The sequence below is a fragment of the Thalassotalea fonticola genome (assembly GCF_032911225.1).
In the GTDB taxonomy this organism is placed as follows: domain Bacteria; phylum Pseudomonadota; class Gammaproteobacteria; order Enterobacterales; family Alteromonadaceae; genus Thalassotalea_A; species Thalassotalea_A fonticola.
Genome location: NZ_CP136600.1, coordinates 4428798 through 4443541 on the forward strand (window position 1 = coordinate 4428798; position 14744 = coordinate 4443541).

Here is a 14744-nt window from a genome sequence, read left to right on the forward strand (position 1 = left end):
TTACATTTTATCTTCTAGCTATTTTAACCTAAAAAACGAATACAGAAAGTAAAGTTTTGTGTTTTTAAATGATCGCTTAGGATTAATGGCCATTTAATTCTGGCTAACTTGAGCTAACTGAATTAATTGCTAAAGTTAAATAATGATTATCCTATTGAAGCATTTAACATGAATAAAACTGTAGCTATCTACCTTATCGTTATATTTGCCAGTGGATGTATGGATACATCTTCATCAGATCCCGATATTGAAATGGCTGAATTAAAGTCAACTGACGCATTAAAACCTTGTTCAAAAGCCTGGATGATTTTTGTTGAAGACCGTTTAGTATCCTCGGATGGGCAGGGCCATGGACCAGATTTAGGCTCTGATGAATGGAAATCGGTGATAGAGTTTAAATTAAATATAAGAGGCAATCATGAGGTACCGAACCGCAACAGCGATGATTGGTGCAACTATGTTGATGAAAAAATAAAAACAACAGGGCAGGGCTAGAGGAGAAAATGGCAAAATTTCAATTAAAGCAGCGCTTTTTATCATTAACTGAAAAGTTTGAAATTAAAAATGAACAAGATGAAATTGTTTACTTTGTTGATGGTAAATTCTTTAGTATCGGTAAAACCTTTCATTTAACCGATGCTCTAGGTAATGAACTTGCAAAAATAAAACAAAAGGTATTATCACTTAGGCCTACGTTTTATATTAATTTTACTAATGGTCAACAAGCAAAAGTAGTAAAAACATTTTTACCACTTTTTACAAGTCGTTTTGTGATCAAGTTTGGGCAAGAAGAAATTACTGCAACTGGCAATTTTTTATCACACGAATATCAATTTACACAAGTAGGCTCTCTAATCGCAGAAGTAAGTAAAAAATGGTTTTCATTTAGTGACACCTATGGACTAAATGTTGAGCATGATGAATTAAATGAACTCGCTCTGTGCATTTTAATTGTTATAGATGCTGTTCATCATGGCAGTGATAATAACGCTTCATAAAATTTATTTTAGTGGCAAAGATCTTGAATTTTCAGCTATTACCCATATAACTTAAGCATTAGAATATATTTTTATTTAGGATCATCATTCGATGTCAGACAATATCGTTGCTATTAGCCCAGAAAATTTTCAGCAAGTTATTTTAGAAGAGTCAAAAACTAAACTTATCTTAGTGCACTTTTGGGCTGAGCAGATACCTGAAAGCGTAGAGTTAAGAGATAAACTTGCAGGAAGAGTTGCTGGTGCTGATAACTTTATGACTTTAGCTACAGTTGATTGTGCAGCCCAGCAAGCAATTGCGCAACAGTTTGGTGTACAAGCGCTACCTACCTCGGTTATGGTAAAAGATGGTCAGCCAATTGATGGCATTTCTGGCCCGCAAAATGATCAGGCAATCGATGAGTTTTTAGGAAAATATCTGCCTAAGCCTGAAGATACTCTTTTAGCGCAAGGCTTAGACCTATTACAGCAACAAAAAGTAAATGAGGCATTAGCACCATTACAACAAGCCTATGCTATTGATAGTGAACGTGCTGATATCAAAAAAGCGTTAGCTGATGTTTATTTACATCTTGGCAAAATTGCTGAAGCTGAGCCATTGTTAGCCAGTATCATGATGGTTGATAAAGATTCTTACTATCAATCGTTAATTGCCAAATTAGAGTTGGCTCAAGAAGCGAGTAATTCCCCAGAAATACAAGCCTTAGAACAGCAATTTGCTGCTAACCCTGATGATATTGACTTAACTCGTCAATTAGCGGTGCAATATAACCAAGTGAACCGGGTCGATGAAGCGCTTGATTTACTTTATAAACTACTACTTAAAGATGCTGGTGACAGCGAAAGTAAGAAGTTACTGCTTGATATTCTTGCGGCATTACCCGATGGCGATAAGTTAGCTGCCAAATATCGTCGTAAATTATTTGCAATGATGTATTAATTTAATTTATTTGCAACCCGACTGTGCTTTAGTTTGATAAGCGATAAACATTCTATTTATCGCTTATTTATAATTGTTAGCAAATTAAAATTTAGCGTTTAACCATAACCATACCTTATCAGTGTCTACTTTACCTGCCGTAGCATCACCGGCAGAATATGATGCCAATTTAATACCTGCAGAGTAATTTTTAGTAAAACTTTTTGTATATACCGCATTTATTTCTGAACCTAGATCATCAACAAGATTTGAGGCTTCATCGGCAGCAAATTTGTGATAAATAACCGCCCATTTTCCGCCGGCAACTTTACCGCCGACACTGGCATATAAATCCTCTAAGCCTTGTGCTGGCGTACCTAAGAATTGATCCGACCAACCATTAAATTTATGCAGTGTTGCTAATGGCGTTGAAAAGCCATACAAGCCATCATCAGAGCCTAATAACTCGTACCCCAACTTAATGCCAAATCCAGAAAAATCTGTGCCTATTTCAGTTGAAATATAATCAGCAGAGTAAGAGGCTGTAGAACTGTCTGCATCTTGTTGTGCATATTCAAAAGTGTAAGATAATTTTTGTTTACCAATGTTAGCAGCACCGTTAACACGAAGCCCTAATGTATCAAGACCATTGTCAGTGTTATTATCGACTTCCAATAAATATCCGTAAGCGGTAATTGTACCAATAGAGGTTTTATAGGCGGCATTTACTAGGTGGTCTTTTGACTTGATGTCTTTCTCTTGAGCAAAAATTCTATTTCGTTGCGAAATATAACTATACTGTAAAGTCAAATTATCAACAGGTTGGTAGGCGAAACTTACACCATCAAATGTTTGCCTGTCTTGGCGCCAACCAACATGACCAACAAATCGATGATTATCCATGGCGATCACTTGTCGGCCAGCTTTAATCGCTAATGATTTTTGTTTGTATTGCAGCAAAAATTGATCAAGCTCTGTTGTTTCAGGATCTGCTATCACTGAATAATCAGGATTTTTACCTAAAGTATTCTTGTAATCATCAACACCAGCTACCGTACGAGAGTCTTCAAATTCAACTATAGAAGAGAAACCGTTAACCCTGCCGGTTGTATAAGTTACACGGGTACGTAAGGTGAGAGCGTCAGCATCATTAAGTGCATTATCTTGTTCTACTGTTTCAAAGCGCAGGTTTAAATCGGCATTGGTTGTGCCATTCACTAATGCTTGAGTTATTGAATTGTTATAAAGCGAGTCGGCAAAAGCCAGAGGTGAACAACTTCCTGTTAAGGCAATAGATACACAAAAAGCGATTTTCTTAGGTGACATAGTTTAATTTTCCTTTTATTTTTTTATTCATAAAGTTGTAAAGCAAAATATAAGCCAATATCTTTATTCTTTATATATCAACTGGTTACCTTGGTGTTGTGGTTTTGGTATTATCAATTTGCACCAATAAAAATAACCAATGTTCGATAAGCATCACTTCAAATATGATAAATTTTCTGTTGCAGTTGTGGGGGGAAAAGAAAAATTTTCGATGACAATAAAATAAATACTAAGTGTGATTGAATTCGTATCTATTATAAAGTTCTCATTACTTACTCACTTATTTTATTTCATTTTGTCTCTGAATAAGTATTCTAGCTTTGCCAGTTTAGGGGCGATCATAATTTGGCAATATGGCTGATATGGGTTTTTATTGTAAAAGTTCTGATGGCCTTCATCGGCAATAAAAAAGTCTTGTTCTGGCTCCAACGTGGTTACTATAGCCGAGTCGTATTCGCCGGACTCGTTTAACTTTTTAATTTCTAGTTGAGCAGTGTTTAGCTGTTGTTCATTTTTATAAAAAATTGCTGAACGATATTGAGTGCCTCGATCATTTCCTTGCTGATTCAGCATGGTGGGATCATGCAGGGCAAAAAATACCTGCAGTATTTGCTGGTAACTAATAATGGTTTCATCAAAAGTAATAACGACAACCTCTGCGTGACCGGTAGTGCCAGAACAGATTTGTTGGTAGCTTGGATCCTTGATTTTACCGCCCATATATCCTGATAGGGCTGACTTAACGCCATTTAATCGTTGCATCGGCGCTTCAATACACCAAAAACAACCACCAGCAACAATGGCCTGCTGTAAGCTTTTTGTCTCATTCATAAATAATTAGGGTCAGATCTAAATTACTTTAAGATTAGGTTCCTTTGTGCAACCAATCAAGCTAATATTTGTGGCTAACAAATTTAATGTAGATCTGACCCTAATTATCTTATGGATCAAAAAGCCTTACTTATTGCTATCAATCAAATTATGCCTTTCGGCAAATATGCTGGTAGAAAACTATTATTATTACCCGAGCCTTATTTAGTTTGGTTTCATTCAAAAGGTTTTCCACAGGGAAAACTGGGAGAGCAATTGGCATTAATCTATGAAGTTAAGCTTAACGGTTTAGAGTCGATGCTTATGCCGCTACTAACAGATTGAAAAAATTTTACTCGCTTTTATATTAACTACTTTTTACTAATCTTTTTTTCGATTGATTTATATATTTTTAATTCTATTTTTTGATTAAAAAATAACCTGTATATTTATACTTGAAAAATTCAGTGTTTTATCTTTAAAAATTAACATGATGTTTTTATTACAATTTAATTAAATTGAACGTTCGTATAAAAAACGTACAGTAAAAAAGCCTGTTCAATTCGCTATTTGCATAATTAGTTATTTCAGTTCTATCGGCAGGAACCGTTTTTTGAATTACAAAAAAGCAGTTGCAAGCAAGCTTAAATTGATCTTAAATTAAATGTCGACATGAAGTTTCTCGACCACCTCACGGTTCAGTATCGCACTGACCATTTTAATAATCCAGAGGAGTCACTATCTATGAAAAGACAAAAACGCGATCGATTAGGAAGAGCGCATAATAATGGGTATCAGGCCGGTTTAAGCGGTAAAAATAAAGAAAATTGTCCATATCAAAATGTTGATGCAAAGTCAGAATGGCTTGGTGGTTGGCGAGAGGCAATGACCGACAGAAACACCGGATTTTTTAAATAACAAATTAATAATTAATCCATTCACATATACCAAAGACTTAAACGCCCGTTATTTATAAGAATAATGGGCGTTTATCGTTTTAAGTGAATATTTATTCAATTTATATTCATTTGAAATTAATGCTCACAACTACAGCTTGAGTTTTTTGTAATATTAAACGCTTGCCATTGCAGAGCTAAGCCATCAAATAACATCACTTGATTACTTGGCACATTTTTACCGATCAAAAACTTAACCGCTTGCAACGCTTGCATACTACCAATGATACCTAAAATAGGCCCCAATACTCCAGCAGTAGAGCAATTCAAGCTAGGCTCGCCTTTTGTTTTGGGGTAAAAGCATTCATAACAACAAAAATCACTATCATTTGGGTTGATAAACATTAATTGGCCTTCAAAACGAATTGCGGCAGCGCTTAATAAAGGGGTTTTATGCTCAATGCATTTTGCATTGATTAAATAACGAGTGCTTAGATTATCAGTACAATCTAATACTAAATCGACTTCAGGTAAATAATAATCGAGGCTTTCAGCATCAATCATTTCATCAATCGCTTCAATATCAATTTCTTGGTTTAGGCCGGTTAAATGTTCGCAAGTTACTTCTGCTTTATTGTGACCAACATTGTCTTGTTGGTAAATTATCTGGCGCTGTAAATTAGTTACGTCAATGTTATCACCATCACTAATTATTATTTTACCAACCCCAGCCCCTGCCAAGTATAATGCGGCGGGGTTGCCTAAACCGCCAGCACCAACAATTAGAATACAGGCATTTTTTAAAGCCCGTTGTTGTTCAACATCGAAGCCTTTCAGTAATAGCTGGCGTGAATATCTCAGTTGTTCTTGATCTGTTAGCATGGCTAATATCCTAGTAGCTACGAATAGCATTGGCCTTAAACTGTATATACACAGCCTGGCCAATTTCAAGTTTTAATTTTTCTACAGAGTAACGAGTGAGCGCCACCAAAAAATCTTGGCCACAAGCATTAACCGTTATTTGTGCCGAATTACGACTAAGTCGCTGAACTTTGTTGATCACTCCTTGCAAATTATTTATTACTGAAGTGTCTTGTGGTTTTTGTATAGTTATACTTATATCGGTTGCGAGAATGTAACAGCGTAAATGGCTATTGATTTCATGAGAAACTACATTGCTATATAAACGCGAGTTTTTTTGTGGATTATCGATGAAGTCGAGTTGAGTTAAACCAAAGTTAGGCAAGTGCTGTTTTATTTTTAAACTCAGCGATGTTTGCTGTGAATAGTCATTGGTTATGCTGTTATGTAATTGGTTAATTACTTGATGCACATGGCCGCGCTGTATCACTACGCCGTTTTCCATTACCAGTACATTGTCAGCTAGCTGTTGGATCTCTACTACAGAATGACTGACATAAAGCATAGGCAAGTCTAATCGTTGATGAATATTGCGTAACAGCTCCACCATTTCGCCTCGAGCTTTGTTATCTAGCGCGCTTAATGGTTCATCGAGTAACAATAATTTTGGCTCTGCTAAAATTGCTCGAGCGAGGGCAACTCGCTGTTTTTGCCCCGCAGAAAGTTGTCCTACATGACGTGTTTGCAAGTGTTCAATTTGTGTTAGGCTGACCACTTCATTAATGGATATACGACTTGATTGACAACGTTTTGCAGCAAACTGTAAGTTGCCCAACACATCTAAATGAGGAAATAATCTCGCATCTTGAAAAACAAAACCAATATTACGAGATTCGCTTTTGATGAATATGTTTTTACTGGTGTTTTGTAGAGTGATATCACCATACTCTACAGTGCCCGTTGCATTGGAATTCAAACCAGCAATAATTCTTAATAAACTGGTTTTACCCGAGCCCGAATGACCTAAAATACCAGTAATTCCGGTAAGTGGGATTTGCTCTTCGCTGATCAAGTTGAAATCATCATACTCTAAGCGGATGTTAAGGGCGATGCTCATTACATGCTCCTAACTTTTATCGATTTTTCAGATTTAAAATTAAGCAAATAAACCAATGCCAGCATTACTATAGAGCCAATTAGCAGACTTGCTGCTAACCAGTGTGCAGTGTTGTAATTCATCGCTTCAACTTGATCAAATAGGGCGATAGACAATACGCGCGTTTCGCCGGGGATATTTCCACCAATCATTAGTACCACACCAAATTCACCAACTGTATGAGCAAACCCCAAGCTGGCTGCAGTAATAAAACTTGCCTTGGTCATCGGCAGAGTAATGTTGAAAAAACGATCAAAAGGACCCGCGCTGAGCATGGCTCCTGCTTCGTTTAAGTTATCACCAAGCTGTTCAAACGCCTTTTGTAATGGCTGCACTACAAAAGGAAGGGAGTAAATAATTGATCCAATTAATATGCCAGTAAAACTAAATGCGAGAGAGGTACCGGTAAGGTCTTGAATGAATTTACCTGGACCATTGGCAGGTGAAAATAATAATAATAAGTAAAACCCCAGTACCGTCGGCGGTAATACTAATGGTAATGCAACTATTGCTTCAATAAGTACTTTAAAGCGAGTGGTAAGTCTACTTAAATACCAAGCTAGCGGTGTACCAATAATTAATAGAATAAGGGTTGTCAGCGCGGCAAGTTTTAATGTGGTAGCAAGAGCTAGCCATTCATTGGCGTTTTCCATGCTAAATACTTACCACAGCTATTTCAGTATCATTAAGCTCATCACTTGGTTTTGGTTCTTGTGGTTTAGGCTCTTGTTGATCAGGGATAGTAATTGCTGGTAGGTAACCGGTTTTGGTAATGATTTTTTGCGCGCTGTTAGTTAATAAAAACTCGAAAAATTGTGTCGCTAAACTAATATTTTCAGCATGTTTTAAAACGACCATTTGTTGCTCTAATTCATGATGTAATGAGTTGTCGATAAGCACGCCATGGCCAACTTTAGAGTTTAATAATTGACTGTAAGAAATAAAACCATAGCTTACCGCACCGCTAAGTATTTGCTGATAGGTTTGATTAATGTTATTGCCTACAATTAATTTCTGATGATATTTAGACCATAAATTCAATGAGATTAATGTTTCTTTTGCCGCTAAACCGTAGGGAGCAATGTGTGGCCCTGCTGCGGCAATTCGGCCATCATAGTTTTTTAAATCATCTAGGCTGATGTTTTTATCACTGGTTGCCGACCATAAGGCTAATTGGCCAATGGCATAAGTTTTGCGATATTTTTCGTGAATAAGGCCTTGTTCTTCCAACAATTGCGGGCGGCGAAGATCGGCCGCTAAAAAGATATCAAACGGTGCGCCATGACGAATTTGTTGGTATAAAACCCCTGTTGAAGCAACAGAAATTTGTTCGGTAAATGGATGTTTTTTTTTAAATTCTTTGACTAATTCTGCCACTGGAGTGGCAAAGTTTGCAGAAACCGCAATTTTCAGTTTTTCAGCATTCGTGGTAAATGTTGTAAAACACAGTATTAAGCAGGAAAGGAGAACACGAGTTGTTACCACTTATCAGCCTCTTTTTTATCATTAGTTTTTGCTTCTACCCAACGTTCTCCTTGTTCGGTCAGCTCTTTTTTCCAAAACGGTGCGCTTACTTTTAAATAATCCATAATAAATTCGGCAGCCATAAATGCATCTTGTCGATGTTTACTGGTTACTCCAACAAAAACAATTTTTTCACCTAAAGCTAATTGCCCATAACGGTGAATTATACTGATGTTACCCAATTGCCAACGCTGCCTGGCTTGTTTAGAAATATCTTCCAGGCAGTGTTCAGTCATACCTGGATAGTGCTCTAGAAATAAGTGCTCTACTTGGCAACCATCATTTTGATTGCGAACTCGACCGACAAAAGTGACAACAGCGCCATCGGTAATGTTATTAGCTTCTAAGATATCAACTTCTGCTGCAAAATCAAAGTCTTCTTGCTGTACCTTGATGCTGTTAATAACCATATTAACCACCCGTTACTGGTGGAAAGAATGCCACCGTATCGTTGTTGTTAAGCAAAGCATCATCGTTAACCATTTGTTGGTTTAAAGCGGATAACAATGTAGATGAACTAAATACGGCTTGCCATTGTTCTCCTTTGGCAATTAGCAAAGCTTTGATATCACTAATGCTGTTTTGATCTTTTGCTAAGCTCAGCGTTAATTCTGCGCAATCGAGTTGTTCTCTAATTGCTGCAAAAAAGATAATGTTAACATTCATATATTCTATCCTACGCGGTCCAATGTCCGCTTTTGCCACCTTGTTTTTCTAATACTTTTATATCAGAAATAATCATTGATGGATCAACCGCTTTACACATATCAAATAAAGTTAACGCGGCAACGCTTACCGCGGTTAATGCTTCCATTTCTACACCCGTTTGACCAGTAAGTTTACACATGCTGCTGATTTTAACTTGGTTATTGCTAGCTATAACTTCAAAGTCTACTTGCACTTTTGACAGCATTAACGGGTGACAAAGCGGTATTAAGTCACTGCATTTCTTTGCTGCTTGTATGCCAGCTATGCGAGCAACAGCGAATACATCACCTTTAGCGTGCTTGCCGGTAGAGATTAACTCGAGAGTTTTAGCGCTCATGGTGACAAAACCTTGAGCAGTTGCCACTCTTACCGATGCCGGCTTGGCACTAACATCGACCATGTTGGCTTCACCTTGGGCATTTAAATGGGTTAAATCACTCATCTATTAGCCTCTGCTTTCACAAGCTTCTGCCAAGTTTAGATGTGGCACAAAATTACATGGTCTATGACTGGCGTCTAACTGTTCTTTGATCACTTTGTCCCAGGCAGTTTTACAAGCATTAGTAGAGCCTGGTACGCAGCAGATAACCGTTCTATTGGCCATACCGGCAAAAGCTCTAGATTGAATTGTTGAGGTGCCAATTTCGTCATAAGAAACGCTGCGAAATATCTCGCCGAAGCCTTCAACCTGTTTATCAAACAGTGGCATGATAGCTTCTGGGGTATTATCTCTTGCAGTAAAGCCAGTACCACCTGTAGATACAACAGCATGAATGCTGTCATCGGCAATCCACTTAGACATAATTGCCCGAAGTTGGTAAACATCATCAATGACAATAGCTTTGTCTGCTAGCGTATGTCCGGCTTCAACTACACGCTGTGCTAATGCCTGACCAGAAGTATCGTTTTCTTCGGTGCGAGTATCGGAAACGGTTAATACTGCAATGTTTAACGGAACAAATGTTGCTCCACCGTGTTTTGACATGATTAGATCCTGCTTTTAAATTCTTTATTTATGATTTCTTTATTGACTGAGTCGTTAATACGTTTTTTAGCTTGCTGCCATTCATCTGGGGTATTGGTATTAACCAGCACTTGTCGATCATTCTGTTCAATACTCAGGGCGTTCGCTAACTTAAATACCTGCTTAAACGATGGACCTTTCCCTGTTGTTAAAAAGCGAGGGCTGGTAAATTCTTCGTCTAAAAACTGGCTGAGAACAGCGTTTACCGGAATATAGGCAGGTAATGAGCATTTACTATAATGACAAGCCTTGTTAGCCAATGAGCCTTTTAGTTTTAACTCTTGCAAATGCTGGGCACTAATAAATGGCATATCTATGGGTAAAACAAGAACAGAGCGAGGCTGGTATTTTTTAATTAACGCATGAATACCGGCTAATGGACCTCCCTGAACAACTAAGTCGGCAATACCGCCACTGTTGCTGCCTGAGATCTCAATTTTATCTAAGTGACATTGCTGCAAAAGTGATTGGCAATGGTTCAACATGGTGTCATTTTTTAAGGTTAAAAACGCTTTGTTCTCACCCATGCGACTCGATTGACCACCCGCGAGTATTATTCCTAAACAGTCGATCATCTTAACCACCTAACATTGATAAATGCTTAGTTGCTCCGGTAAAGCCTTCATTTAAGAAATGCGTAGCTTGTTTATCATTAAGCAAACTCATGATACGCCTTTGTAGCGGAAGTGGATCGTCTATCTGTAATTGTTCTTTTAATGATAATCCTTCATCGGCAAACAAACATAGGTGTAACTTGCCTAATGAACTTACACGTAAACGATTACAAGTATCACAAAAGTCTTTTGCATAAGGCATGATCAAACCAATAGTCCCTTGGTAATCAGGGTGTGCATAAACTTCTGCAGGGCCTGCCGCTTTATGACGAATTGTTGGCAGCCAGCCGTTAGCCAGCAATTGGTTTTTTATGTGCTGACCACTAACGTGTTGCTGTTGATAAAAATCTTTATTGTCGCCGGTTTGCATCAATTCAATAAAACGCAAACTTACTGGTTTATCTTTTACATAATTGAAAAAGCTATTGATATCATGAGCATTATATTCGCGCATTAACACAGTATTAATTTTTATATTGGTAAAGCCTGAACTCAGGCCATTATCAATACCGGATAGAATTTCATCGAGTTTGTCTTTGCCCGTTATCGCTTGAAACTGGCGCGGATCGAACGAATCAATACTAACGTTTAACGCATCAAGACCCGAATCTACCCAAGTAGGTAAATGCTCAGCTAATTTAAAACCGTTTGAAGTAATAGCAACAGTCTTAATGCCATTAGTTTGTTTACAGGCTTGAATAATGTCAGGTAAGTCTTTACGCAACGCCGGTTCGCCACCAGTTATACGAATTTTTTCGGTACCCATGCTAGCAAATCCCGCAGCTAGACGTTTGATTTCTGCAAGCGAGAGAAAGTCGCGATCGTGATCGCATTCATAACCGTCGGGTAGGCAATAGTTGCAACGAAAGTTGCATACATCAGTAATAGATAGCCTCAGGTAATAAAACCTGCGGCCAAAGTTGTCTTGTAACATGTTCACCTTTCCAATGTCGGGAGGCTAGAAAGTTTCCTTGCTAACCCTGGTGGCAAATACTTAATTGTATTTGTGCCACGGCTCAATGTTCATTCATGCATTGCATGGGCAGAACATAGAGCTCGGCGATAAATATCAATAGGTTTATTGATATTAACTAACCTAAACATACCACTTTTAGAGCAAATTTTCCAAAAAACAATTCCACTATTTGAAATATCTACTAACTTAATGGTTATATTATAGTAAGTATTTATTAAAAATTAGCCGTTACCATGAACCAAACTTTTGTCGTATCGGTTGCATAATCGTCAGAAGAGTAACTTGCAGCTTTTAATAAACCAGATACTTGCTTGTTAAATTTATACCCTGCAGCAATGTTAATTTCGCTGCCGTATTCATCGTTACCTTCATCAGCTTCATAAATGTGGTATGCCGCAGATAAACCAACAGGACCAACTTTAGTTGCCGCTTTTAAATAAGTATCAACAATACCGTCAGCTGGAGTGCCTAAGAACTTATCAGCAAAACCTTGGAATTTATGTAGGGTTGCAAGCGGAGTAGAAAATGCAACGTTGCCATCATCGCTACCTAATACTTCATAACCACCACCAACACTAAAGCTTTTGAATTTCGCCATAGCTTCTAAAACCATATAACTCGCTTCAAAACTTGTTGGGTTATCCCCAGCATCTTCCTGGTTAGCAAAACCTGCTTTAACAGCTAAGCCTGTGCCACCAAGGTCGAATTTACCATTATAGGTAGCCCCTATAGTGTTGCTAGAAGTACCAGCTGCAGCGCCATCAAACTCAAGACTATAGTTGAAAACCGTTAAAGCATGTTGCTTGTTGAATGCATACTTAGCGTTTACTAAAATTACATCACCATGTAAGTCAGATTTTTCGCTGTCTTCACCAAAAATACGGTTCACGTTATATACATAACTGGCGTCAAGTGTAAGGCCATCGATAGGTTTAGCCTGTAAACGATAACCATCGTAAGTTTGTTCATTTTGACGCCATGCTACACCACCAACAAAACGTTGATCGTCTAGTACAATGCGTTGGCGACCGGCAGTTGCTGTAAGCATGTCATTTGAGTATTGCAAATAAGCTTGATTAACTTCACTACCTTCAGGATCAGCAACCGTTGGGTAATCTGTTTTACCATTAACCGTTGAGTTATAGCTGTCATTGCCTATAGCCGTTACATCATCAACTTCTACTTTAGCGCTGAAATTAGAAACTTTTCCTGTAGTTACCGTTAAACGACTTTTAAGTGTTGATGCCATTGCATCTTCGCTTACACCATCTTGATCAACAGTTTCTACGCGATAACGTAAAGATACATCAACTTTTGAATCTTTTACTGCTTTAGATACATCTTCACCAATATTGGCTGATACATTAAAGCTGCTCGCCACTGCTAATGATAAAAGGCTAAGCTTGATTGTGTGAGTTAAATTTTTGTTCATAGTTTGCTTGTTCATTTTATTATCCTTACGGGCTTATCTTCTAAGAGTTAATGCCCAGATTTAATGTCAATTGACTAAAGTTGTATTGTAATTTTAATGGGGTAATGATCGGCTAAAAATTGAAGCAAAACATTGATTGAAATCATAGTTTGTGATTTTTTGTAAACAATTATTGAAAAAATGTTTGGAATTTTATGAGTATAGATTAGGATTGATGAAAATACTTTAAATGGTTCACTATTTTATGTCTGATTGTTGCTCTGCTCCCGGATTAATGCCTTTTGAAACTGCCTTGGGGCAGTTACTTGATAACGTACAAGCTCCTAGAAAAACTCAACTTATTGCAATTGAAGATTGTTTAGACCGAGTGTCAGCTAAAACGATTATCTCTCCTATTTTTGTACCGCCGAATGATAATTCTGCAATGGATGGTTATGCATTTTCTTTTGCATCGATTAATGAAATTTCTAATACTGAATTAGAAATCGTTGGCCGTTCTTTTGCCGGAGAGCCTTTTACCGCGAGTACTAAAATAGGGCAATGTATTCGTATTATGACCGGCGCGAAAATGCCTGATTGTTGCGACAGTGTGGTAATGCAAGAAAATACCAAAGTTGTTGATGGCAAACTTACTTTTACAACGTTACCAACAGCAAGCGGTAGTAATGTGCGCAATAAAGGTGAAGATATTAGTGTTGGCCAACAAGTGTTTGAGCAAGGGCATAAATTTGCTGCCATTGATATTGGTTTATTGGCTTCTTTAGGCGTGGCTAACGTTGAAGTATATGCACCAGTGACAGTCGCTTTATTATCAACTGGTGATGAACTTCGCCGCCCAGGAGAATGTTTAGGGGATGGTGACATATTTGAAAGTAATCGCTATGCGTTAAACGCGCTGTTACAACGCTTGAATGTTAATGTAATAGATCTAGGTATTATTCGCGATGATAAACAAGCCATACGAGAAGCATTTATTAAAGCGGATAAAGAAGCTGATGTTGTTATATCAAGTGGCGGCGTTTCAGTAGGTGAAGCTGATTACACTAAAGATATTTTAACTGAACTGGGAGAAGTCGGCTTTTGGAAAATAGCAATGAAGCCTGGCAAGCCCTTTGCCTTTGGTAAGCTCCCTAATAGTGTATTTTTTGGATTACCAGGTAACCCTGTTTCAGCTTTAGTTACGTTTTATAAGTTGGCTATTCCGGGTATTGAGAAAATGCAAGGTATGCCATTTAAACAGGCGGCAAAATTTGCTGCAATTACCACTACTAGGCTGAAAAAATCACCAGGCCGAATGGATTTTCAACGGGCAATTTTTACTTATGATGAGCAAGGTGTTGCTCGAGTTACATCAACTGGAACCCAAGGTTCAGGCGTGTTATCTAGTTTAGGTAAAGCCAACTGTTTTATCGTGTTAGAAGAAGAACAGGGTAATGTTGAGCAAGGTGATACTGTATTTGTTGAACCATTTGATTTTGCATTTCAATAAATTGCTTTTTT

The 14744-nt window shown here is 37.8% G+C and carries 19 protein-coding genes and 1 riboswitch; of the genes, 6 read left to right on the forward strand and 13 right to left on the reverse strand.

Annotated features, from left to right (window positions below):
• Window positions 1-168: 168 nt before the first annotated feature.
• The 3 genes from RI844_RS18210 to RI844_RS18220 all read left to right on the forward strand — a co-directional run bounded on the left by RI844_RS18210 (window position 169) and on the right by RI844_RS18220 (window position 1938).
• Entirely contained in the window at window positions 169-495 is a 327-nt protein-coding gene (locus tag RI844_RS18210; protein ID WP_348396062.1) for a hypothetical protein, read from the forward strand.
• An 8-nt stretch (window positions 496-503) separates the two neighbouring features.
• Window positions 504-998, forward strand: coding sequence for an LURP-one-related/scramblase family protein (locus RI844_RS18215; RefSeq protein WP_348396063.1), 495 nt, complete (start codon window positions 504-506; stop codon window positions 996-998).
• Between the two features lie 91 nt (window positions 999-1089).
• The gene (locus RI844_RS18220) at window positions 1090-1938 is read left to right on the forward strand and encodes a tetratricopeptide repeat protein (RefSeq protein ID WP_348396064.1); all 849 of its coding nucleotides are present in this window, start codon (window positions 1090-1092) and stop codon (window positions 1936-1938) included.
• An 84-nt stretch (window positions 1939-2022) separates the two neighbouring features.
• Here the strand turns inward: RI844_RS18220 and RI844_RS18225 are convergent, their stop codons facing one another.
• Together RI844_RS18225 and msrA are read right to left on the reverse strand one after the other, a co-directional pair.
• Window positions 2023-3243 carry an alginate export family protein gene (locus RI844_RS18225; protein WP_348396065.1) on the reverse strand — a complete coding sequence of 407 codons (1221 nt, stop codon included), beginning with the start codon at window positions 3241-3243 and terminating at the stop codon, window positions 2023-2025.
• Between the two features lie 285 nt (window positions 3244-3528).
• Complete coding sequence (gene msrA / locus RI844_RS18230; protein ID WP_348396066.1) at window positions 3529-4074, reverse strand: peptide-methionine (S)-S-oxide reductase MsrA; 546 nt, start codon at window positions 4072-4074, stop codon at window positions 3529-3531.
• A 111-nt stretch (window positions 4075-4185) separates the two neighbouring features.
• Between msrA and RI844_RS18235 the strand changes: the two genes are divergently transcribed.
• Both RI844_RS18235 and rmf read left to right on the forward strand, forming a co-directional pair.
• Window positions 4186-4398, forward strand: coding sequence for a DUF3820 family protein (locus tag RI844_RS18235; RefSeq protein ID WP_348396067.1), 213 nt, complete (start codon window positions 4186-4188; stop codon window positions 4396-4398).
• A 399-nt stretch (window positions 4399-4797) separates the two neighbouring features.
• On the forward strand, window positions 4798-4971 hold the full coding sequence (gene rmf / locus RI844_RS18240; RefSeq protein WP_348396068.1) for a ribosome modulation factor: 174 nt from the start codon (window positions 4798-4800) through the stop codon (window positions 4969-4971).
• A 116-nt stretch (window positions 4972-5087) separates the two neighbouring features.
• Here the strand turns inward: rmf and RI844_RS18245 are convergent, their stop codons facing one another.
• The 11 genes from RI844_RS18245 to RI844_RS18295 all read right to left on the reverse strand — a co-directional run bounded on the left by RI844_RS18245 (window position 5088) and on the right by RI844_RS18295 (window position 13259).
• Window positions 5088-5831: a HesA/MoeB/ThiF family protein gene (locus RI844_RS18245; RefSeq protein WP_348396069.1), complete on the reverse strand. Its 744-nt coding sequence runs from the start codon at window positions 5829-5831 to the stop codon at window positions 5088-5090.
• Between the two features lie 10 nt (window positions 5832-5841).
• The gene (gene modC / locus RI844_RS18250; RefSeq protein ID WP_348396070.1) at window positions 5842-6927 is read right to left on the reverse strand and encodes a molybdenum ABC transporter ATP-binding protein; all 1086 of its coding nucleotides are present in this window, start codon (window positions 6925-6927) and stop codon (window positions 5842-5844) included.
• Window positions 6927-7619, reverse strand: coding sequence for a molybdate ABC transporter permease subunit (modB, locus tag RI844_RS18255; protein ID WP_348396071.1), 693 nt, complete (start codon window positions 7617-7619; stop codon window positions 6927-6929). Before modB ends, modC begins: the two co-directional genes overlap by 1 nt.
• Window position 7620: 1 nt before the next feature.
• On the reverse strand, window positions 7621-8451 hold the full coding sequence (modA, locus tag RI844_RS18260; RefSeq protein ID WP_348396072.1) for a molybdate ABC transporter substrate-binding protein: 831 nt from the start codon (window positions 8449-8451) through the stop codon (window positions 7621-7623).
• Window positions 8445-8900: a molybdopterin synthase catalytic subunit MoaE gene (gene moaE, locus RI844_RS18265; RefSeq protein WP_348396073.1), complete on the reverse strand. Its 456-nt coding sequence runs from the start codon at window positions 8898-8900 to the stop codon at window positions 8445-8447. Before moaE ends, modA begins: the two co-directional genes overlap by 7 nt.
• 1 nt (window position 8901) lies before the next feature.
• Window positions 8902-9156: a molybdopterin converting factor subunit 1 gene (gene moaD, locus RI844_RS18270; RefSeq protein ID WP_348396074.1), complete on the reverse strand. Its 255-nt coding sequence runs from the start codon at window positions 9154-9156 to the stop codon at window positions 8902-8904.
• A 10-nt stretch (window positions 9157-9166) separates the two neighbouring features.
• Complete coding sequence (moaC, locus tag RI844_RS18275; RefSeq protein ID WP_348396075.1) at window positions 9167-9640, reverse strand: cyclic pyranopterin monophosphate synthase MoaC; 474 nt, start codon at window positions 9638-9640, stop codon at window positions 9167-9169.
• A 3-nt stretch (window positions 9641-9643) separates the two neighbouring features.
• Complete coding sequence (moaB, locus tag RI844_RS18280; protein WP_348396076.1) at window positions 9644-10183, reverse strand: molybdenum cofactor biosynthesis protein B; 540 nt, start codon at window positions 10181-10183, stop codon at window positions 9644-9646.
• 2 nt (window positions 10184-10185) lie between these two features.
• Window positions 10186-10797 carry a molybdenum cofactor guanylyltransferase gene (locus tag RI844_RS18285; RefSeq protein WP_348396077.1) on the reverse strand — a complete coding sequence of 204 codons (612 nt, stop codon included), beginning with the start codon at window positions 10795-10797 and terminating at the stop codon, window positions 10186-10188.
• Between the two features lies 1 nt (window position 10798).
• Window positions 10799-11770: a GTP 3',8-cyclase MoaA gene (moaA, locus tag RI844_RS18290; RefSeq protein WP_348396078.1), complete on the reverse strand. Its 972-nt coding sequence runs from the start codon at window positions 11768-11770 to the stop codon at window positions 10799-10801.
• Window positions 11759-11910: riboswitch (molybdenum cofactor riboswitch) on the reverse strand. (Overlaps the previous gene by 12 nt.)
• A 116-nt stretch (window positions 11911-12026) precedes the next feature.
• Window positions 12027-13259, reverse strand: coding sequence for a porin (locus RI844_RS18295; protein ID WP_348396079.1), 1233 nt, complete (start codon window positions 13257-13259; stop codon window positions 12027-12029).
• Window positions 13260-13488: 229 nt separating this feature from the next.
• Between RI844_RS18295 and moeA the strand changes: the two genes are divergently transcribed.
• Complete coding sequence (gene moeA, locus RI844_RS18300; protein ID WP_348396080.1) at window positions 13489-14733, forward strand: molybdopterin molybdotransferase MoeA; 1245 nt, start codon at window positions 13489-13491, stop codon at window positions 14731-14733.
• The last annotated feature ends 11 nt before the right edge of the window (window positions 14734-14744 follow it).